The organism is Sorangium sp. So ce394 (assembly GCF_051474665.1).
Taxonomy (GTDB): domain Bacteria; phylum Myxococcota_A; class Polyangia; order Polyangiales; family Polyangiaceae; genus Sorangium; species Sorangium cellulosum_D.
Map to the genome: position 1 here is coordinate 9,951,706 of NZ_CP150339.1, position 19,732 is coordinate 9,971,437.

General features: G+C 73.0%; 12 protein-coding genes. 7 read left to right on the top strand and 5 right to left on the bottom strand.

The features are described from left to right. Positions 1 to 7 precede the first annotated feature (7 nt). The gene (locus WMF33_RS36785) at positions 8 to 1,087 is read left to right on the top strand and encodes a hypothetical protein (protein WP_437332979.1); all 1,080 of its coding nucleotides are present in this window, start codon (positions 8 to 10) and stop codon (positions 1,085 to 1,087) included. 68 nt (positions 1,088 to 1,155) lie between these two features. Here the strand turns inward: WMF33_RS36785 and WMF33_RS36790 are convergent, their stop codons facing one another. Continuing rightward, entirely contained in the window at positions 1,156 to 2,022 is an 867-nt protein-coding gene (locus WMF33_RS36790; protein WP_437332980.1) for a LysR family transcriptional regulator, read from the bottom strand. A 97-nt stretch (positions 2,023 to 2,119) separates the two neighbouring features. On the opposite strand from WMF33_RS36790, the gene WMF33_RS36795 reads away from it, so the two are divergent. Beyond that, complete coding sequence (locus WMF33_RS36795; RefSeq protein ID WP_437332981.1) at positions 2,120 to 3,034, top strand: MBL fold metallo-hydrolase; 915 nt, start codon at positions 2,120 to 2,122, stop codon at positions 3,032 to 3,034. 220 nt (positions 3,035 to 3,254) lie between these two features. Further along, positions 3,255 to 4,274, top strand: coding sequence for a saccharopine dehydrogenase NADP-binding domain-containing protein (locus WMF33_RS36800; protein ID WP_437332982.1), 1,020 nt, complete (start codon positions 3,255 to 3,257; stop codon positions 4,272 to 4,274). A gap of 144 nt (positions 4,275 to 4,418) precedes the next feature. On the opposite strand, the gene WMF33_RS36805 is transcribed toward WMF33_RS36800, so the two are convergent. After that, on the bottom strand, positions 4,419 to 5,156 hold the full coding sequence (locus tag WMF33_RS36805) for an enoyl-CoA hydratase/isomerase family protein (RefSeq protein ID WP_437332983.1): 738 nt from the start codon (positions 5,154 to 5,156) through the stop codon (positions 4,419 to 4,421). A gap of 128 nt (positions 5,157 to 5,284) precedes the next feature. After that, positions 5,285 to 5,896: a Dps family protein gene (locus WMF33_RS36810; protein ID WP_061628737.1), complete on the bottom strand. Its 612-nt coding sequence runs from the start codon at positions 5,894 to 5,896 to the stop codon at positions 5,285 to 5,287. Positions 5,897 to 6,276: 380 nt separating this feature from the next. On the opposite strand from WMF33_RS36810, the gene WMF33_RS36815 reads away from it, so the two are divergent. Beyond that, on the top strand, positions 6,277 to 10,131 hold the full coding sequence (locus WMF33_RS36815) for a serine/threonine-protein kinase (RefSeq protein ID WP_437332984.1): 3,855 nt from the start codon (positions 6,277 to 6,279) through the stop codon (positions 10,129 to 10,131). 184 nt (positions 10,132 to 10,315) lie between these two features. Further along, complete coding sequence (locus WMF33_RS36820) at positions 10,316 to 11,884, top strand: formylglycine-generating enzyme family protein (RefSeq protein WP_437332985.1); 1,569 nt, start codon at positions 10,316 to 10,318, stop codon at positions 11,882 to 11,884. Between the two features lie 81 nt (positions 11,885 to 11,965). On the opposite strand, the gene WMF33_RS36825 is transcribed toward WMF33_RS36820, so the two are convergent. Then, positions 11,966 to 13,258 (bottom strand): hypothetical protein, encoded by a 1,293-nt coding sequence (locus WMF33_RS36825; RefSeq protein ID WP_437332986.1) that lies wholly within the window; start codon positions 13,256 to 13,258, stop codon positions 11,966 to 11,968. A 571-nt stretch (positions 13,259 to 13,829) separates the two neighbouring features. On the opposite strand from WMF33_RS36825, the gene WMF33_RS36830 reads away from it, so the two are divergent. Further along, positions 13,830 to 15,053 (top strand): hydroxymethylglutaryl-CoA synthase family protein, encoded by a 1,224-nt coding sequence (locus WMF33_RS36830; RefSeq protein ID WP_437332987.1) that lies wholly within the window; start codon positions 13,830 to 13,832, stop codon positions 15,051 to 15,053. A gap of 83 nt (positions 15,054 to 15,136) precedes the next feature. On the opposite strand, the gene WMF33_RS36835 is transcribed toward WMF33_RS36830, so the two are convergent. Next, a complete protein-coding gene (locus tag WMF33_RS36835; RefSeq protein WP_437332988.1) occupies positions 15,137 to 15,559 on the bottom strand; it encodes a hypothetical protein in 423 nt (140 codons plus the stop codon). Positions 15,560 to 16,041: 482 nt separating this feature from the next. On the opposite strand from WMF33_RS36835, the gene WMF33_RS36840 reads away from it, so the two are divergent. Further along, positions 16,042 to 19,707 carry a DNRLRE domain-containing protein gene (locus WMF33_RS36840; RefSeq protein WP_437332989.1) on the top strand — a complete coding sequence of 1,222 codons (3,666 nt, stop codon included), beginning with the start codon at positions 16,042 to 16,044 and terminating at the stop codon, positions 19,705 to 19,707. Positions 19,708 to 19,732 lie beyond the last annotated feature (25 nt).

A 19,732-nucleotide genomic window follows, 5' to 3' on the forward strand; every position in this document is an offset into this window, starting at 1 on the left:
TGTTCGCATGAATACGCTATTTCGCCGCGTGGTGCTCGCCGCGCCGGTGCTCGCTGGCGCCGCGTGGTTCGTGGGCTCTTGTGCCGGGGATTCTCCTTCTCTGGGGGGCTACTGCGAGGACGACGCCGACTGTCATACAGAGTACCAGGACATCCCCGGAGCAACGTGCGTCGGCGATCGTTGCCAGTGCGTCGATCAGGACAAGCATATCTGTTGCACTCCCAGCGAGGCGGCGGATCCGGATTGCCCTCTGTCGTGCAGGCCGTGCGCGGAGTGCGCTCCGGGAACGGAGGCATGCGAGCCTGATGGCGGCGTCGACGCTGGCTGCAAGAGCGACGCGGAGTGCCCTGGACCGCCGAGCCGCGCGTGCGGGGCCGGGCGGTGCGTCGAGGGCGCGTGCACCGTGGAGATCCGCCCCGGACCGGTCGCCTCGCAGCGAAAGGGAGATTGCCGGCGGGTGGAGTGCACGGTCACGGGCGAGCTCATCGAGCTCGAGGACCCGTCCGACGTCTACGACGACGGCGAGCAGTGTACGTATGATAGCTGCGGCGAGGGCGGGCCGGTCAACAAGCCCCTGACCGAAGGCGCTGAGTGTCCGGACGAGGAACAGAGGATGTGTCATGTGGGCACGTGCGTGGCTTGCTACAGCGGCGACGTGACCATGAACGACTGCCCCAACAACCTGGCGTGCGACGGCGTGCTATGCGTGCCCTCCCATTGCATGAACAACGTTGTCGATGTCGCGCTCGGGGAGACCGCGAGGGACTGCGGCGGTCCGTGCCGCCCCTGCGCTGCCGGTGAAGCCTGCGGGAACAGCGCAGATTGCGAGAGCAAGGTGTGCGACGGAGGTCGCTGCGCTGCGCCGACGTGCGAGGACGGCGCGCAGAACGGGGATGAGACGGGGGTCGACTGCGGGGTGTTCCCCTGCCAGCCCTGCGCGGCGGGTCAAGGCTGCAGGACGGGCGCGAGCTGCGAGAGCGGCGTCTGCTGGGCGGGTGAGTGCCAGGAGCCCTCATGCGCCGACGGGGTGATGAACGCCGGCGAGACCGGCGTGGACTGCGGCGGCAGCTGCGCGCCCTGCGGGTGAGCCGCCGATCTCGCCGCGCCCATCCACGGCGCCACCATCAGGGGCTGAGCCTCGCGGGGAGGGGCGACTCAAAGGAGGGAGGACACATTTCCCGGGTCAGTGATGAAATCAACCAGCGCCCGCACCCGAGCGGGAACATGGGCTCTCGAAGGCATCACCAGATAGAGCGGCAGCGCAGGGACTCGATGGATGGAGGACAGCCTCGCCAGGGCGCCGGATTTCACCTCCTCGGCGCACAGGCTCTCCGGCAGCAGGGCGATCCCGCGCCCTTGCAGCGCAAGGGTCTTTGCAAGCTCGAAATTGCGCGTGGAGAGCGGGGCCGGCTGCAGGCTTGAACGAGCGCGCCTCCGCAGGCGCTGCGCAGGGTCGTAGATCGCATGCTCGTGCAGGTGGACGAGCGTCTTCCCGACGCGCCGCGTCTTGATGTACTCGGGGCTGGCATGAAAGGCTAGTCCGCCCTCGCCGAGCTTGCGCGCCACGACGCCCAGGGTGCCGGGGGAGCCGCCACGCAGGGCGAGGTCGATGTTGTGGGCCACCAGGTTCAAGAGCTCGTCGCTGACCACGGTCTCAACTCGGATCCCGGGATGCCGCTCGATGAACGCGCCGAGCAAACGTGCCAATGCCGGCTTGGGCATGTCGAGCGGCACCGTGAGCCGTATCGTGCCGGCGAGCTCGTTCGACCGCGTGAGCTGGCTCTCGGCTTTCGTGAGCACGTCGATGGCTGCTTCGCACTGCTCCATGTAGGAGCGGCCCTCGTCCGTCAGCGTGACGCGGCGGGTGGTTCGATGTAGCAGGCGGACGTTCAAGCGTGCTTCCAGGGCGCGCACCCGCGCGCTCACCGTGGATCGCGGCAAAGATAGGTGCTGGCTTGCCGCGGCGAAGCTGCCCGATCGCGCGACCTCGATGAACGCCTGGATCTGCGGGAGGCTGATCATTGAACAAGTTTTTTAGTCAGTCTCGGCGAGATTGTCCATCTCGTCTGCCCCCGCTGAAGGCGCTACGCTTTGCCCGTCATCACCACGGAGCAGGCGAATGGCTTCTACTCGGCGCAATTTTCTCTGGGCTCTTTCGCTGCTGACGCTGCAAGGCTGCGCGCCGCCGCCTGACCGCACCTCCGCGGCCCGGTCGAGCGAACCTGGGCAAGAGCCCGTGCTCCACGTCACGTGGGTCGGGGGGCCGACGATGGCGATCTCGTTCGGCGATCTGACCATCCTGACGGATCCGGTGCTGGGAGAGAGCTTCTCGATGGGCGACCCCAACGAGCCCGTGGACTACCGGAAGGTCGTGCAGCACCATCGGTCGACGCCGTTCAGCGGCATCGACCCCAAGGAAGCGGACCTCGTTCTGCTCAGCCATGCCCATGAAGACCATTTCGATCAGCAGGCGTGGGCTGATCTTGATCGTTCGCTGCCTATCCTGCTGCCGATGGCCGACGTGAGGACGGTGACCGCCAAAGGGTTCAGGCGCGTGGAGGGTATGCAGTGGGGAGACACGCGGAGGCTGGCTGCTGGCGCAGGGCGCACAGCGATCATCACCGCCATGCCCGCGCACCACTCGAGCGAGCCGAAGATTGCCGAGGCTCTCGGCAAGGGAAACGGATACTGGGTCGAGCTGACCGAAGGCAGCTGGCGGCGAGCGATCTACTGGACGGGCGATTCGATGCCGACCGAGGAGGTGATCGCTGCAGCCCGGTCGCGGGGTAGACCGGATCTGCTGGTACCCCATGTCGGTGGGGTGGGCGCGACCGGGCCTTTCGGGCTGATCAGCATGCGGGCGCCGGACGTGGTCGCGCTCGCCCGGGCCGTTCAGCCGCGACACGTGCTGCCCATTCACCATTCGACCTACGAGTTCTACCGCGAGCCGATCAGCGAGCTTGCCGTGCGCAGCGAAGGCGAGGCGTACCGGCTCGATTTGATCGCCGCCGGGTCGACGGTCGTGTACCGGTAGGCGGCCTCCGGAAGCGGGCGGGCCCAGGCCGCCTCTGCATCGCGCCCGCGATCGAGGTACCGGCGCCCCCGGTCAGCACCGGCGCCCCCGGGGCGCGCACGGCGAAGAAAACGCCGCGGGCGCGCTTGACAGGGCGGGCCCCGTGGATATTACCATTGGTAACTTACCAACGGTAAGTTGTTCACGCCCGGTGGATCGGGCGGAGAGGAGCTCGTCCATCATGACGAACATGGCGAAGGGCACGAGGGAATCCGTTCTCATCGTCGGAGGGTCCGGCGTCGTCGGCTCTCGGACCGCGAGGACGCTGCGCGCGCTGTACCCCGACCTGCCGATCGCGATCGGCGGGAGAGATCTCGCGAAGGCCGCGGCGGTCGCGGAGCAGGTCGGCCGCGCGCGCCCCGTCCGCGTGGACCTCGAGAGGCCCGATCTCGGGCAGCCGGCGGGCGAGGCGTACGGCGCGGTGCTCATGTTCGTGAAGGACGAACGGATGAACGCGCTCCGCTTCGCGCAGGAGAACGGCGCGGCCTACGTCGACATCTCGACGGTGGCGTTCGAGATCGCGCCCGAGGTCGCGCTCCACGCGCAGCGCCCGAGGAGCGCGCCCGTCCTGCTCGCGAGCCACTGGCTCGCCGGCTCGGCCACGTTGCCGACCCTCCATTTCGCGAAGGGCTACGCGCGCGTCGAGAGCGTCGCGATCGGCGTGGTCCTCGACGAGCAGGACGTGGGCGGCCCCGCCGCGTACGCCGACTTCGAGCGCCAGACCAGGGCCGGGATGAACGGGCTCCTCCTGAAGGACGGCCGGTGGATCTGGGTGGCTGGAGAGGAGGGCTCACGGTCGTTCGTGACCGTCGACGGCACCGAGGTGAAGGGCCAGATCTACCCGGTGCTCGATCCCATGAGCATCGCCGCGGCGACTGACGCGCGCTCGATCCGGTTCGATCTCGTGCTCGGGGAGACGGCCAGCCGCCGGCGAGGCGAGCCGTTCTCGACCGAAATCGTGATCGAGCTCGAGGGGGTGAAGAAGGACGGCGCGCGAGGGCGCTCGCGTCACGAGCTCGTGCACCCGGAGGGCCAGGCGCCGATGACCGCCGTCGGCGTCGCCGTGGCCGTGGAGCGGCTGCTCGGCCTCGCCGGCGGCGAGCGCGTGGCCCCAGGCCTCTACCATCCGAACGCGCTGATCGACCCCGAGCACATGCTCGACCGCCTCGCCGCGTTCGGCACGCGAATCCGCAGCGCGTGACCCGGCGCGCCCGCCGGTAGCACTTCGCCGGAGCCCTCCGGGGCGCTTCGGCACGCAACCACTGCGCGCGGGCGATCTCGGCTGCCGCGAGATCGGATACCCACGGGGCTTTTCAGGCAGTTTCAACCCGTTTGTCGCTCTAGCTCACCCCGCGAGCGTCGCAGCCAACGCCTGCTTCGCCGAGAGCAGCGCCTCGACGAAGGCCTCCCGCTCCTCGGGCAGCGGCGCGGCGATCCGCGCCCACGCCTCCTTGCGGTGGCTCGCCTTGACGAAGCGGAACGCCGCCGCGGGGCGGCTGCACGCCGTGGCGAGCCAGCGGCGCGCGTCCTCGAGCGGCTCCTTGGAGAGCGCGTCGCCGACGCCCATCTCGAACACCTCCGCAGGAGAGTGGCTGTCCGCCCCGAAGACGAGCCTCCGAAACGCGCGGGTGGGACAGGCGGCGCGCACGATCTCGAAGGCGACGCGCGGAAACGGGATCCCCACGACGAGCTCGGGGAGCCCGAACTTTGAATCGCCGTCGCCGAGCGCGATGTAGTCGGCGCACATCGCGAGCACGGCGCCGCCCGCGAGCGCGTGGCCGTGCACGGCGGCGGCGAACGGCTTCGGGAAGCGGAACGCGGCGCCGAAGGCGGCGTCGAAATCGTCGAGGAAGCCCGCGAGCCGCTCTCGATCGAGCGACGCGACCTCGCGCAGGTCGAGCCCCGCGGACAGGCACTTGCCGGCGCCGCGGACGAGGACCCCGCGCACGGCGTCGTCCTCCGCGAGCCGCCGGAAGACATCGGCCATCTCGCGGAGCACCGCCTGGCTCATCGCGTTGACCTTGGGTCGATTCAACACGACCTCGGCGATACCGCCGCTCTCGAGCACCTCGATGAATTGCATGGGGAGAGCATCGCGCACCGCCGATCACCGCGCAAGACCGCGCGTCCGGCGGCGATCCGACGGCCTCATCGACCCCGGTTACCCCGGCCACCCCCGGCCGCGCTCAGCGCGGTATCGCCCCCGCCTGCCTACCGCGCCCGGACGAGCGGCGTGTCCACGAGGTGCTCGGACAGGAACCACACCTGCATCTCGTTGACGCGGACAATCTGGCTCACGAGCAGGTCGTTCGTCCCGTCGTCGCCGCCCTGCGCTGCCTTGCCCGCCGCCTCGCGCGCCTCGATCAAGATCTGCTCGTGCGCCTCGAGCAGCCGCGAGATCTGCACCGGCACCTCCTCGCGCCCCCGCGGCGGCCGCTCGATCTTCGACATCTCCGCCACGTCGTGCGCCATCGCGATGGCGATGCCCCCGAGCGTCTGCACCCGCTCGGCCAGGTCGTCGACGAGCTTGGCCTGCTCCTCGTAGTGCTTGTCGAGCAGGAGGTGCAGCGAATAGAAGGTCGCCCCGGATACCTGCCAGTGGTGCTTCTTGTACATGTCGCGCAGCACCATCGTGTCGCTCAGGATCTGGTTGAGCGCCTTGACGCTCGCCGCGCGCACGTCGTCGCCGAGCCCGAGCGGATAGCGCGCCAGCGCCCCGTACGGCTGAATCTCCTCCGCGCGCTGGCGCAGGATGGGTTGCGCCTCGGGCCCCGGCCTGCCGTCCCCGGTCGTCTGCTCACGCAACTGAGTCATGGTCGCCATGATCGCTCCTCTCGCCCACCCCGCCTTCTTCGCGTTCGAGGCGCCGCATGGCAACCCCTCCACCCGCGCCGCGAGGCCGCCTGTGCGCGCCTGCCGCGCTCACCCCGCCTGCCGCGCTCACCCCGCCTGCCGCGCTCACCCGCCTGTCGCGCTCACCCCACCTGCCCCGCGGCTCCCCCGCCCTGCCCTCTGTTTCGATGAGATTTCCAGCGCGCGCCCCGCACACGCGCGCTCGTCCGCCCCGGCCGGCTCTCCCCCCCCGGAGACGTACGCCGGACCGGACGCGAGGCCGCGCGATGCGGAATGAGCACTGGACGCAGAGCTTGACTCGCTGGCAGTCTGCCCGCCGGTGAGCACCCTCCCGGGGCGCTCGGTGAGCGATGCAGGCAGGAGACATCATCGACGGCCGCTTCTGCATCGAGCACCTGGCGGCCTCCGGCGGCATGGGCGCCGTCTACCGCGCCCGCGATCGAGAGACCGGCGAGGCCGTCGCGATCAAGCTCCTGACCACCGAGGGCAGCCAGCACCTCGGCCGCTTCGCGCGCGAGGCGCAGGCGCTCGCGGCGGCCCGCGTGCCCGGCGTCGTGCGCTACGTCGCGCACGGCGCCACCGCGTGGGGACAGCCGTACCTCGCCATGGAGTGGCTCGACGGCGAGACGCTCTCCGACCGCCTCACGCGCCAGGGCCTCACCCTCGAAGAGACCCTGGAGCTCGGCCTGCGCGTCGCGACGACCCTCGGCGAGATCCACAGGCTCGGCCTCGTCCACCGCGACCTGAAGCCGAGCAACCTGCTGCTCCAGGGCGGCTCGCTCGACCGCGTGAGCCTCATCGACTTCGGCCTCGCGCGCGCCGCCACCGACGAGCCGCTCACGGCCGCCGGCCTCGTCCTCGGCACGCCCGGGTACATGGCCCCCGAGCAGGCCCGCGGCGAGCTCAGCGCCGACGCCCGCGTCGACGTGTTCGCCCTCGGGTGCATCCTCTACCGCTGCCTCACCGGCCGCGCCGCCTTCCAGGGGAACGCCGGCCTCGCCGTGCTGATGAAGGTCCTCCTCGAGGACCCGCCCCGCGTGCGCGAGCTCCGGCCCGGCACCCCCGCCGCGCTCGACGACCTCGTCGGCCGCATGCTCGCGAAATCGCCACACGATCGTCCGGCCGACGGCGACGCCGTCGCGGCCGAGCTCGCCAGGATCGACGCGCCCGAGGGCGGCCTCGGCGGGCCGCGCTCGTTCCCGCCGCGGGCCGTCGAGCTCACGACCGGCGAGCGGCGCGTGATGTGCCTCGTCGTCACCCGCGAGCACCCCGCCGAGGGCGACGGCGCCGAGGAGCCGCGCCGCGCACAGCTCTGGCAGCTGCACGACGTGGCCGAGCAGTACCGCGGCGAGCTCGAGCTCGTCGAGGGCCGCTCGCCGCTCATCGTGCTGTCGGGCGCGGGCACGCCGACCGACCTCGCGGCGCGCGCCGCCCGCTGCGCCCTCGCGCTGAAGGAGCTGCTCGGCGGCGCGCCCGTCGCGCTCGCCACCGGCCGCGCGGAGCTCTCCGCGCGCGTGCCCGTCGGCGAGCTCATCGACCGCGCCTTCCAGATGCTCGCGGCCGACGACGGCCGCTTCCCCCTCGCGGGCGTCCGCATCGACGAGGTGACCGCGGCCCTCATCGGCGCCCGCTTCGACGTCACCGAGGACGCCGCCGGCCGCGTCCTCCACGGCGCGCGCGACGAGCGCACCGCGCAGCTGCTCGGCAGGCCGACCACGTACGTCGGCCGCGAGCGCGAGCTCGCGATGCTCCTCGCGGAGGTCGATCGCTGCATCGACGAGGGCGCCGCCGGCGCCGTGCTCGTGACCGCCGAGGCGGGCATGGGCAAGTCGCGCCTGCGCCAGGAGCTCATCCGCAAGCTCCGCGAGCGCGGCGACCGCATCGAGGTCTGGATCGGCCAGGGCGACCCCATGGGCGCGGGCTCCGCCTTCGGCCTGCTCGCGAGCGCCCTCCGCCACGCCCTCGGCATCGCCGACGGCGAGCCGCTCGAGGCGCGGCAGCGCAAGGTCCGGGGCCGCGTCGAGCAGCACGGCCTCGACGCCGCCCGCGTCGCGCCGTTCCTCGGCGAGCTCGTCGGCGCGCCGTTCCCCGACGAGCACGACGTGCAGCTCAGGCTCGCGCGGCGCGACGCCGTGCTGATGGGCGACCAGCTCCGCCTCGCCTGGGAGGCGTTCCTCGGGGCGGCGTGCCGCGCGGGGCCGGTGCTCCTCGTGCTCGAGGACCTGCAGTGGGGCGATCTCCCCACCGTCACGATGGTGGAAGAGGCGCTGCGGACGCTCAAGGACGCGCCGCTGCTCGTGCTGGCGCTCGGGCGGCCCGACGTGCGCCGGCTCTTCCCGGGGCTCTGGGAGGGCCGGCTCGCGCACGAGCTGCACCTCTTGCCGCTCCCGCGCCGGGCGAGCGAGCGGCTCGTGCGCGAGGCGCTCGGCGCGCACGCGCGGCACGACCTCGTGGCGCGCCTCGTCGAGCGCGCGGACGGCAACGCGTTCTTCCTCGAGGAGCAGATCCGCGCCGTCGCGGAGGGCAAGAGCGAGGGCCAGCCGGAGACGGTGGTGGCCATGGTGCAGGCGCGGCTGGAGACGCTCGACGCCGAGGCGCGGCGGCTGCTCAGGGCGGCGAGCATCTTCGGCGAGACGTTCCGGGCGAGCGCGGTCGCCGCGCTGCTCGGGAGCGTCGACATCGCGCCGCTCCTCTCGGAGCTCCTGCGGCGCGAGGTGATCGTCCGGCGGGGCGAGGGGCGGCAGCGCGACGACGCGGAGTACTGCTTCCGCCACGCGCTCGTGCGCGAGGCCGCCTACGGCATGCTGACCGCGCGCGACCTCCGCATCGGCCACGCGCTCGCCGGCGGCTTCCTCGAGGCGGCCGGCGAGGGCGATCCGCGCGTCCTCGCCGAGCACTTCGAGCGCGGCGAGGAGCCCGAGAAGGCCGCCGAGTGGTACCTGCGCGCGGCCGACAAGGCGCTGCGGGGCAACGACCTCGCCGCGGCGATCGCGTGCGCCGAGCGCGGCATCGCCTGCGGGCCGGGGGCGGCCGCGGTGGGCGCGCTCCGCCTCGTCGAGGCCGAGGCGCTGCTCTGGCGCGGGGAGCCCGCCCTCGCCGAGCAGCGCGGGGTCGAGGCGACGCAGCACCTCGCGCCCGGCTCCGTGGCCTGGTTCTCGGCGTTCACGCAGCTCGCCGGCGCGGGGCACAAGCAGGGCCAGTACGAGCGCGTCGAGCGCTGGATGATGGTCGTCCTCGGCGCCGAGCCCCTCGAGGGCGCGCGCGTCGCGAAGAACGCCTGCCTGCTCGAGGGGGCGATCGTGCTCCTACTCGGCGGCCGCTACGCGTGCGTCGACGCGCTGATCGACGCGGTCGAGCAGGCGACGGAGGACGCGTCGGCCGCGGATCTGCTGATCGAGGCGAAGCTCCTCTACCTGCACGGGCTGCTCCGGCAGCACAACGGCGATCCGAGCGCCTGCATCGCGAGCATGGGCGCGGCGCTCGCCGCCTTCGAGGACATCGGCGATCGCCGCGAGGCGTGCCGGGCGCGGCTCAACATGGGCCTCTGCTACGTGCAGTTCGGGTACTTCGAGGCGGCGGCGGAGGTCCTCCGCGCCGGGCTGGCGGAGGCGGAGCGGATGGCGCTCGACGATCGGGTGCCGAACGCGCTGCAGAACCTCGGCCTCGCGCTGGCCCACTCGGGCCAGGTCGACGCCGCCAAGGCGGCCCTGCGGAGCTCGATCGAGGCGCTGGAGCGCCGCGGCGACCGGCGCCGGGAGTGCGAGAGCCGGCTCCAGCTCGCGCGCGTGCTGCTCCTCGCGGGCGAGCCCGCGCTCGCGGAGGTGGAGTCGCGGGCGGCCGAGGCGCTCGCGCGGGACGTGCCCGAGCGGCTCCCCGCGGCGATCGCGACGCGCGCGCGCGCCCTGCTCGAGCTCGGGCGCGCCGGGGAGGCGCTCGCGGCCACGACCGAGGCGCTGTCGCTGCTCGAGTCGGACCGCCGCGAGGAGGAGGGTTTCCTGGTGCGCCTGGTCCACGCCGAGGCGCTCTCGGCGACGGGCCAGGCGGCCGAGGCCAAGGGCGCGATCGCGCTGGCCCGCAACGGGCTGCTCGTGCGGGCCGGGAGGATCGGCGATCCGGTCTGGCGCGAGCGCTTCCTGAGCGACGTGCCCGATCACGCGCGGATCCTCGCGCTCGCGCGCGAATGGTTGGACGAGGTCGCTCGCTGAGGCGCCGGCGGCCGCGGAGCGCCTGCGGCCTCGTGGAGAACGGCCTGCACGGCGCACGGAGAAGCACGTATCCGGCGGTGGATTCGGCCCGCCGGCCGGTGTTTTGTCGCGCTGGACAGACGATATCGCAAGTAAGCTGAGCGTCTTCCTCTGACCTCGTGATTGCATGCAGGGAGGCAGCTCCATGATCCGGTCATCTGTCGTTCTGATTCCTCTCGCGGCCCTCGCCGTGGCCGTCTCGTGCAGCAGCAGCAGCGGTGAGGGCCGGCCTCCGACCCAAGGAAACCTCCCGACGGGCAGCGTCACGACCGGCACCGGCGGGCAGGGCAGCGGCACCGGCGGAGACGGCGGCGGCGCCGGCGGACAGGGCGGCGGCACCGGCGGACAGGGCGGCGGCACCGGCGGACAGGGCGCGGGCGGCGCTGAGCCCTCGCCGGGCTGTACCAACGGCGTGAAGGACGGCGACGAGACCGGCATCGACTGCGGCGGCGAGGGCTGCGATCCTTGCCCCGCGGGCCAGGCGTGCGCTGCGCCGACGGATTGCATCTCACGGCGTTGCGAGGAGAGCGCGGGCAGCGGCGGGCCCACGTGCGCGGAGGCGCGGTGCGACAACGGCGTGAAGGACGGCGACGAGACCAGCATCGACTGCGGCGGCGGCGCGGCGCCGCGCGACGGCAACCCGGCGTGCCCTCCCTGCGCGGACCTCCTGGACTGCGTGACGGGCTCGGATTGCGAGTCGCTGAGCTGCGTTGGCGGCAAGTGCCTGGCGGCGAGCTGCAGCGACAGGGTGAAGAACGGCGATGAGACCGCCGTCGATTGCGGCGGGCGCTGCGCCGGCTGCGCGCCCGGCGAGGCATGCAGCCTGTCGACGGACTGCCGCGAGCGCGTCTGCGCCAATCAGATCTGCCAGATGGAGAGCTGCAGCGACGGGGTGAAGAACGGCAAGGAGACCGACGTCGACTGCGGCGGGGTGGTGTGCCGCACCAAGTGCCCTGCGGGGCAGCAGTGCACGCGCCGCGAAGACTGCGCGACGGACGTCTGCAACACCACGGCCCATCTCTGCGCCTGCCCCGACGGGATGTTGATCGCGCCCGTGGCGGGCGGAGGGAGCTACTGCATCGATCAGTACGAGGTGATCAAGAAGGAGTACAACGCCTTCCTGGGGGCGAGCCCGACGCTCGCCGGCCTGCCGGCCGAGTGCTCCGGGAACATCTATCAGCCCTCGGACGGGTGGCCCTACAGCGAGGAGAGAGCGCCCGTCAACTACATCGACTGGTGCGACGCTTACGCGTACTGCATGTGGCGGGGCAAGCACCTCTGCGGCAAGATCGGCGGTGGAGCGAGCTCGCCCGCCGATCTCGCGAACGCCTCGCAAAACGAGTGGTACAACGCGTGCTCTGGCCAGGGGGTGAACGAATATCCCTACGGCCACGCGTATGCGGCGAGGTGCAAGGTCAACGCGCCGACCGGCGAGTTCGCCCTGAAGTCCGTGGGTCCCCCCCCGATTCCGCCGGTGACGATGTGCGAGGGCAGCGTGACGGACCTCTATCACATGAGCGGCAACGTGGCCGAGTGGGAGAACTCCTGCGACACGGAGGGCAACTGCCTCATCCGCGGCGGCTCGAGGGCGTCCGTGCCGGACGCGGACGATGTCGCGAAGGGCTCGCTCAAGGCGGCCAGGTGCGATGCGAGCTTGTCCGCGCCCCGGCGCGACGACACGAACCCGGACATCGGCTTCCGCTGCTGTCTCTGAGGGGTCGAGCCTGACGGCGCGCAGGGCAGCGCGCCCGGCCCGGCGGCGGCGCTGGCGAGCGCCGCCGCCGGTCGCGCGAGCTCAATCCGCCGCTTCGGGATCGCAGCCGTAGAGGACGTCGATCGCCGCCCCGGCGTCGGCCTGGACCGCCTGGCACGCGTCGGGGCAGAGCTTGATCATGTCGTCCTCGATGAAGAACGAGCCCGCGGCGCACGCCGCCGCGTTCGGAACCTGGCCGAACGACTGCGGATCGCCCCCGTCGCCCGGGGTGTACTGGACGACCACGGTCGAGAGGTCGATGACCTCTCCCGGCGGCGAGTCCGGCACGGCGAACTCGCATTCGACCACCGCGCCGGTGATGACGCCCTCCGCGATCGCCTGGAACACCACGTCATAGGAGCTCGTCTGGCAGAGCGGGAACCTGAGGCCGCCGGTCCTCTTGCTGAGCGTCTGGTAGCCCGTGCCCGGCGCCACGGCGGTGCCGCACGTCTCCTCGACCACGTCGCCGTCGGGCCCGTAAGCGTCCGTGGCGGGCGTGTTCTCGCGGAGCCCGACGATGCTGTGGAAGACGTAGTTCGGCGCGGTGACGTCGCCGAAGACCACCGGATCCAGGCCGAACAAGAGCCCCTCGAAGTCGTCGGCGACATCTTCCAGCTCCTGCCGCGTGTCGTCGATATAGATGTTGCGCGGGAGGTGCGTCGACTGGCAGCCCACGTGATCGTCGGTGATCACCGTGATCACCTTGAGCGAGTCCGGGCGCACCCACTCGGACCAGCCGGACGGCGCGACGCCGTGCTGATCGGGCAGGCCGCCGTTGTAGCTGCCGAGCAGGACGCAGAGCGCGTCGTTGCTCCTGATCTCGTGGCTGTAATGGTAGAAGACGGGCGGGTTGTTCCCGGGCGCCTCCGGCACCGGGTCGCAGCTCGCCGCGCTGAGCGGGGCGCCGACGCAGATCGAGTCGTCGACGTTCGCGGCGCCGTGCGCGGAGATCATGATGACGCGGTAGTCGATGCCGCTCGCGCCGATGATCGCGGCGAAGCTCTCGTTGATGTTGTTCTGTACGCTGATGATCTCGTTCGCCATGCTGGGCGAGTTGTCGATGACGAACACGATATCGACCGGCCGCTTCGTGAGGGTGGCCTCGGCGACCGTGGCGACACACGCCGTGTCCGGCGTGACCGGCGGCGCGCCTCCCGTGTTGTGGCCGGAGCCCGCGCCGATCTGGTCGTCGCCGCCGTCGCCGCCGGCAGCGGTGCCCCCGTCGCCCCCGGCGCCGCCCGCGCCGCCGCCTCCGCCGACGTTCGCCCCAGCCGTCTCGCCTGCCTCGCCCTCCGCTCCGGAGCTGCAGGAGCACCCCGCGGCGCCGGTGATCATCAGAACACCCAACCCAAGAAGCGGAACCAACATGGTAGACCGGGAGAGCTTCACATGAACCTCGACCGCTAAGGCGCAAGAACGCGCCATATCAGATTGCACAACTGCAACGAGATGTGGTGGTGAATTTGACCTGAACGCGATTTTTTCTCGCTGGCTGCTCGCTCGCTGGGTCGTGTGAGGGTCGTTGTGCGCAATGCGCGGCGCGCCGCGCGCTCTTCCAGACCCGATGAGCCGCGGTCCGGCTCGAGGCTCCGCTTCATGCGCGTTGGCGCAAAGCACGCACGTCTGGGCGCGCGCGCGCACATCGGTCCACGGACCGCAGCGAGCCACATCGGCCCACGAACGGCAGCGAGCCACATCGGTCCACGGACCGCAGCGAGCCATATGGGCCCACGGACCGCAGCAAGCGAGGTGCGCGCGGCGAGGGCGCGGTGCCGCGCCGCCGGGTCGCGGCGCCCTCCGCGGCACCCCGGGGCGCCATAACGCGTCGCGCCATAACCTGCGCCGCTCCTCGGAGCTTCCGCGCGGGCTCGATGGTCTCTGCACAATGCGCCCCTAGGATGCAGGTATGAGCCTACGTCATGACTTTCCTCCCATCGGCATCGATGCGATCGCCCTCGCCGTCCCTCGCCGCTACGTCGAGCTCAGCGAGCTCGCCGAGGCCCGGGGCGTCGCGCCGTCCAAGTACCTGACCGGCCTGGGCACCCGCCGGATGGCGATCGCGGCGCCGGATGAGGATCCGATCACCCTCGGGGCCAACGCGGCCCGCCGCCTGTTCCAGCGCTCGGGCGCGAGCCCCGCGGACATCGGGCTCTGCGTCGTGGGCACCGAGACCGCCGTGGACCACTCGAAGCCGGCGGCCTCCTTCCTCCACGGCCTGCTCGGGCTGCCCAGCGCGTGCCGGGTCTTCGAGGCCAAGCACGCCTGCTTCGGCGGCACCGCCGGCCTGCTCAACGCGGTGGACTGGATCGCGTCCGGCTCGGCCCGCGGCCGCGCCGCCCTCGTCGTCTGCTCGGACGTGGCGCGCTACGCGCTCGGCTCGGCGGGCGAGCCGACCCAGGGCGCCGGCGCCGTGGCGCTGCTCGTGCGCGAGCGCCCGCGCCTCGTCGAGATCGAGGTCGGCAAGACCGGCACCTACGCGCGCGACGTCTACGACTTCTGGCGGCCGCTCCACCACAAGGAGGCGCTCGTCGACGGCCACTTCTCGGTGCAGTGCTACCTCGACGCCCTCGCCGGGGCGTACGCCGAGTGGCGCCGCGTCGCCGGCGACGGCGAGCCGCTCGCGCGCACCTGCTATCACGTCCCCTACGGCAAGATGGCCCGCAAGGCCCACCGCCACCGGCGGACGATGGACGGCCTGACCGAGCAGGCCGCCGACGAGAGCTTCGCCGCCGAGGTGGAGCCGTCGCTCGATCTGCCGGCGCGCATCGGCAACATCTACACGGGCTCGCTGTATCTCGCGCTCGCGTCCCTGCTCAACGCGGAGGCCCGCGCCCTGGAGGGGCGGCGCATCGGGCTGTTCAGCTACGGGTCGGGCTGCTGCGCCGAGTTCTTCGCGGGCAGGGTCCGGCCGGAGGCCGCCGCGCTCGTGGCCGACCTCGCGATCGACGCCCCGCTCGACGGGTGCCGCCACGCCTCGGTCGCCGAGTACGAGGCGCTGCGCCGGAGCGACGAGGCCGCCGACCGGCGGCCGGCGCCGGAGGACGCGGAGCGCGGGGGCGCGAGCCTCGACCGCCGGGTCGTGTACCTGGGGCTCGATTCGAGCGAGCGGCGCGTCTACGCGAACGAGTGAGCGCCGGACCCGCGGGCGCCGGACGCCGCCCGGCGCGCTGGGGCCGGGCGCCGCCCGGCGCGCTGGGGCCGGGCGGGGGCGGCTCAGCCGGCCGGCAGCTCCGACGCCTTCACGGTGAAGAGCTCCGCCCCGCCGGCCGCCGCGACGACGACCCGCAGCGTGCCGGAGGGGACCGCCCTCTTCATGTCCGCGGCGACCGCCTGCGTGACGGGCGAGAGCGGGGCGATGATCTCGGCCAGCGCCGAGCGCGACATCACGCCGGCCAGGACCGGCGCGCGCACGCCGGAGGCCAGGGCCGAGCGGAGCGTGCGCTCGGGCTCCAGATCCGGGTCGCGCTCCTGCAGGCCGATGGCGATGAGATAGCCTGTCGGCTCTCGCAAGGAGAGGAGATAGCCCGAGAGCGACGCCACGGCGCTGCGGCGCGGGGGCATGCTCCGCAGCAGGCGCCCGAGCTCCGGGCGGTGCTCGTCGAGCAGCTCGGCGCGCTCGTCGTGATCAGAAGACATGCGCCACCTGCCCTTTCTTCTCGAGGGCGATCGTGGGGAGATCGCGATTCAACCGGATTTCCGTCGCTGCGAGTTTCATGACCATGTGCCTCCAGCGAGGGCTCGTGCCCTCTCTGTTGTTTGTTCCGGTCACCCGGCCGCGCGTGTCACGGAATCGGCCGCGGCGCCGGCGCGAGGCGCCGCCCCGCAGCGAGGCGCCCGTCCGCGGCCCCGCCGGCGGCCGGCCCACGGGGCCATGGCCGGCCCACGGGGCCATGGCCGGCCAATGGCCAGGAGCGAGCGGCGAAGGCGCCGTCGGCTCGGCCCGGATCGACCGAGCGCGCGAGCCATCGGCGGCGCCGCGCGCGTCCACCGCCGGGGGCGCGGTCCTTGCGAGCGTGCGCCGCGGCTCGCTGCCCTGCCGCGCGGAGCGCTCCGGCGCCCGGTGCGCGCGCGCGAGGGAGCGCCAGCCAGATGGGGAGATCCAGCTTATGGGAACTCGAATGGGGCGGGTGGGACGGGTGATGGCTGCAGCCGCCATGGTGGGGGGCTGCGCCTCCACCGAGGCGCCGCAAGGCCCTTCATCGTCCGTCGACGGCGCGGCGGCGGCGCCCGCGGCGCCCGGCGCGGCGGCGCCCGCGGCGCTCGACGCGGCGGCGCGCGCGCGCCTGCGGGCGGCGTACATCGCTGCCGTGCAGTCGAGCGCGCCCGAGAGCTACAGGGTCGTCGAGGCGCCCTCGGCGGGGAAGGCGCCCGGGCTGCGCGCGCCGAACCCGGCGCACCGGCTCACCGCCGACTTCAGCGCGTCGGGCGTGCGGATCGCGCCCCAGGAGGGCGAGGGGCGGTGGAGCTTCTCGATGGCCCCGGCGCGGTACGGGTGCGCGGGCGATCTGCGCGCGGTGGCGAGCGCCGCGCCGCGCGCCGCGGACAACCGCGTGGAGCTCCGCCGGCAGGGCGCGTCGCCGGGCGAGGAGCTCGTGGAGTGGTACGTGAACGGGCCGCTCGGGCTGGAGCAGGGCTTCACCGTGCCCGCGGCGCCGCCCTGCCGCGCGCAGGGCGATCGGGACCTCGTGATCGAGCTCGCCCTCGGCGGCGACCTCCGCGCGGCGCCGCTCGGCGGCGGCGAGGGGGTCGCGCTGCGCGACGCCTCGGGCGCGGTGGCGCTCCGGTACACGGATCTCCACGCCACCGACGCCGCGGGGCGGACGCTGCCCGCGTGGATGGAGCTCGGCGCCGGCGAGCGCGCGCTGTCGCTGCGCGTCGACACCGCCGGGGCCGCGTACCCGATCACGGTCGATCCCCTCGCCGCCTCGCAGCGGACGGCGCTCATCGCGGTCGACGGCGGGAGCCAGGTCCACCTCGGCGGCGAGGCGATCGCCATGTCCGGCGACACCGCGGTCGTCGGGGCGCCCGGGAGCGCGTACGTGTTCGTGAAGAGCGGCGGCGGCGCCTGGGCGCAGCAGGCCAAGCTCGTCCCGAGCGACGGGGGCGCCGGCGGCTCGTTCGGGCGCTCCGTCGCGGTCTCGGCGGACACGATCGTGGTCGGCGCGCCGTGGGGCACCGGGGGCGCCGGCGCCGCCTACGTCTTCGTGCGGAGCGGCGGCGCGTGGTCCGAGCAGGCCAAGCTCGTCGCGAGCGGCGGGGCGGCGAACCCCATCGGCGAGGCCGTCGCGGTCGACGGCGACCGGGCCGCGCTCTCGGCCGAGAGCTCGGTCTACGTGTTCGCGCGGAGCGGCGGCGCCTGGAGCGAGGAGATCGAGCTCGCCCCCCCGGCCGGCGAGAACTCCTGGGAGACGCCGCCCGTCGCGATCGAGGGCGGCACGGTGGTCGTGGGCTCGCCGGGGAACGCGTGGTGGCTGGAGCACGACGGCGTGGGCGCCGCGTTCGTGTTCGACGCGAGCGACTGGAGCGCCCCGCACAAGCTCGCGGCGGACCCGCCGGAGGCTCTGTACGACCGCTTCGGCAGCTCGGTCGCGATCTCGGGCGCGCGCATCGTCGTGGGCGCGCCGGGCGTCCTCAGCCCGCCGATGCCCTGGTACCAGCTCGGGCGGGGCCTGGCCTACGTGTTCGACCGCGCGGGGAGCGGCTGGCGCCGGGATTCCCGGCTGATCGCGACCGACGGCAGGACCGGCGACGGCCTGGGCGAGGCGGTGGCGATCTCCGGCGACATGGCGGTGGCGGGGGCGCTCCTGGCCGACCGCCTCGACCAGCCGGACGCGGGGGCCGCGTACGTGTTCTCGCCGGCGGCCGGCGAGTGGATCGAGATCGAGCGGGCCAAGCTCGCCGGCACCGGACCGACCGGCGGCGGCTTCGGCAAGGCCGTCGCCGTGTCGGGGAGCTCGGTCCTGGTGGGCTCCCCCGCGGTTGCGATCGAGGTCGCGCAGGACGGCGACGGGGACGGGGTGGTCGACGCGCAGGACAACTGCCCTGCCGCCGCGAACCCGTCGCAGGTGGACGGCGACGCCGACGGCCTCGGCGACGCGTGCGACCCGCGGTGCGTGACGATCCGCCGCGGCCTCGGCGGCGCGGTGGCCGACGCGACGATCTGGCAGGTGTCGCCCGGCTGGAACGACGGCGCGAGCACCACGATTACGACGGGCACCGGCACGGGCGGCGTCCGGCGGAGCCTGCTCCGGTTCGACCTCGCCGGCGTCCCCGCGAGCGCGGAGATCGCCTCGGCGACGCTGTCGCTCTACCAGACCTACAAGATCGAGAGCAGCGCCGTGCGCGTCCACCGGGCCACCGCGCCCTGGTCGGAGTCGACCGTCACGTGGGGCAGCTTCGGCGGCGGCGGCCACTTCGATCCGGCGGTCGAGGCCTCCTTCGTCACCGGCGGGCCCGGCGGCACCACCGGCTTCCGCAACGTCGACGTGACCGCGCTCGCGCAGGCCTGGGTGAGCGGCGCGCAGGGCAACCACGGCGTGCTGCTCGAGGAGGACGCGGTCACCCGGAGCACCCTGCGGAGCAGCGAGAGCGCGAGCGCCGCGGAGCGGCCGGCGCTCACGGTCTGCTACCACGACACGTGCGAGGACGGGATCCGCAACGGCGCCGAGTCCGGCATCGACTGCGGGGGCCCGAGCTGCGCGCCGTGCGCCCCCGGCGCCGTCCTCTGGAGCAGGCTCTTCGTCAACGGCTGGAACGAGGGGATGCGGGCGTACACCGTCACGGTCGGCGGCGGGGACAGCGTGATCTTCGGCGGCTACGGCTACGGCCCCGTCGATTTCGCCGGGCAGGGCGAGCCGACGTCGTTCGAGCTGTTCAACACGAGCTTCCTCGTGAAGCTCGACGCCGCGGGGGGCTACGTGTGGGACCGGCGCCCGGCCGGCGACAACATCTTCCTGAGCGTCGCCGAGTCGGGCTCCGGCCAGGTGCTCGCAGTCTCGAACTTCGGGCTGCGGCGGTTCAGCGCGTCGGGCGACCTCCTCGCGCAGATCGACGACCTCGACCAGATCGAGGTCGCCCGGGCCGGCTCGGGCGCCGCGCTCGCGGCCGTCATCTGGGACACGGTGGATCTCGGCGCTGGCACCCTCGGCGGCGGGCCGGGCAGCGAGCTGTTGATCGCGCGGCTCGACGCGGCGGGCGCGCCGATCTGGGCCAAGACCTTCCCGACGAACGCTTACGAGAGCGGCCCCAGGAGCGTCGCCGTCGACGGCGCCGGCAACGTCGTCGTCCTCGGCAAGTACTTCGGCGTCGTCGACCTCGGCGGCGGGCCGCTCACGAGCTCGCCGGTGGACGACGGCATGTACCTGGCGAAGTTCGACGCGGCCGGCAATCACGTATGGAGCCAGATCGTCTCGGGCACGGCGCAGGCGGGCGACGTCGCCGTGGCCCCCTCCGGCGACGTGGTCGTCGCCTTCCGCGGCGCCGTGACGCGGTTCACCGCCTCGGGCGCGCCGCTGTGGAGCATCGACACGACCGGCTTCGGCTCCGGAAACGACATCTACAGCGACAGCGCCGTCGCCGTCGACGCCGCCGGCAACGCGGTCATCACCCCGAACGGCACGATCGTGAAGCTCTCGCCGTCGGGCGACGTGCTGTGGTCGGCCGATCCGCTCGGCGCCGCGAGCTACGGCGGGATCGTCGATGTGGCCGTGGACGGCGCCGGCAACGTGATCGGCGCGGGCTCGTACGACAACGGGAGCGCGTACATCGTGAAGCTCGCCCCCTGACCCGCGCTCGGCCGGCCACCCGCCC

Bases quoted from the DNA above. Each gene is read 5' to 3' on its own strand.
- WMF33_RS36785 (WP_437332979.1), top strand. From the start codon at position 8: ATGAATACGCTATTTCGCCGCGTGGTGCTCGCCGCGCCGGTGCTCGCT.
- WMF33_RS36790 (WP_437332980.1), bottom strand. From the start codon at position 2,022: ATGATCAGCCTCCCGCAGATCCAGGCGTTCATCGAGGTCGCGCGATCG.
- WMF33_RS36795 (WP_437332981.1), top strand. From the start codon at position 2,120: ATGGCTTCTACTCGGCGCAATTTTCTCTGGGCTCTTTCGCTGCTGACG.
- WMF33_RS36800 (WP_437332982.1), top strand. From the start codon at position 3,255: ATGACGAACATGGCGAAGGGCACGAGGGAATCCGTTCTCATCGTCGGA.
- WMF33_RS36805 (WP_437332983.1), bottom strand. From the start codon at position 5,156: ATGCAATTCATCGAGGTGCTCGAGAGCGGCGGTATCGCCGAGGTCGTG.
- WMF33_RS36810 (WP_061628737.1), bottom strand. From the start codon at position 5,896: ATGGCGACCATGACTCAGTTGCGTGAGCAGACGACCGGGGACGGCAGG.
- WMF33_RS36815 (WP_437332984.1), top strand. From the start codon at position 6,277: ATGCAGGCAGGAGACATCATCGACGGCCGCTTCTGCATCGAGCACCTG.
- WMF33_RS36820 (WP_437332985.1), top strand. From the start codon at position 10,316: ATGATCCGGTCATCTGTCGTTCTGATTCCTCTCGCGGCCCTCGCCGTG.
- WMF33_RS36825 (WP_437332986.1), bottom strand. From the start codon at position 13,258: ATGATCACCGGCGCCGCGGGGTGCTCCTGCAGCTCCGGAGCGGAGGGC.
- WMF33_RS36830 (WP_437332987.1), top strand. From the start codon at position 13,830: ATGAGCCTACGTCATGACTTTCCTCCCATCGGCATCGATGCGATCGCC.
- WMF33_RS36835 (WP_437332988.1), bottom strand. From the start codon at position 15,559: ATGTCTTCTGATCACGACGAGCGCGCCGAGCTGCTCGACGAGCACCGC.
- WMF33_RS36840 (WP_437332989.1), top strand. From the start codon at position 16,042: ATGGGGCGGGTGGGACGGGTGATGGCTGCAGCCGCCATGGTGGGGGGC.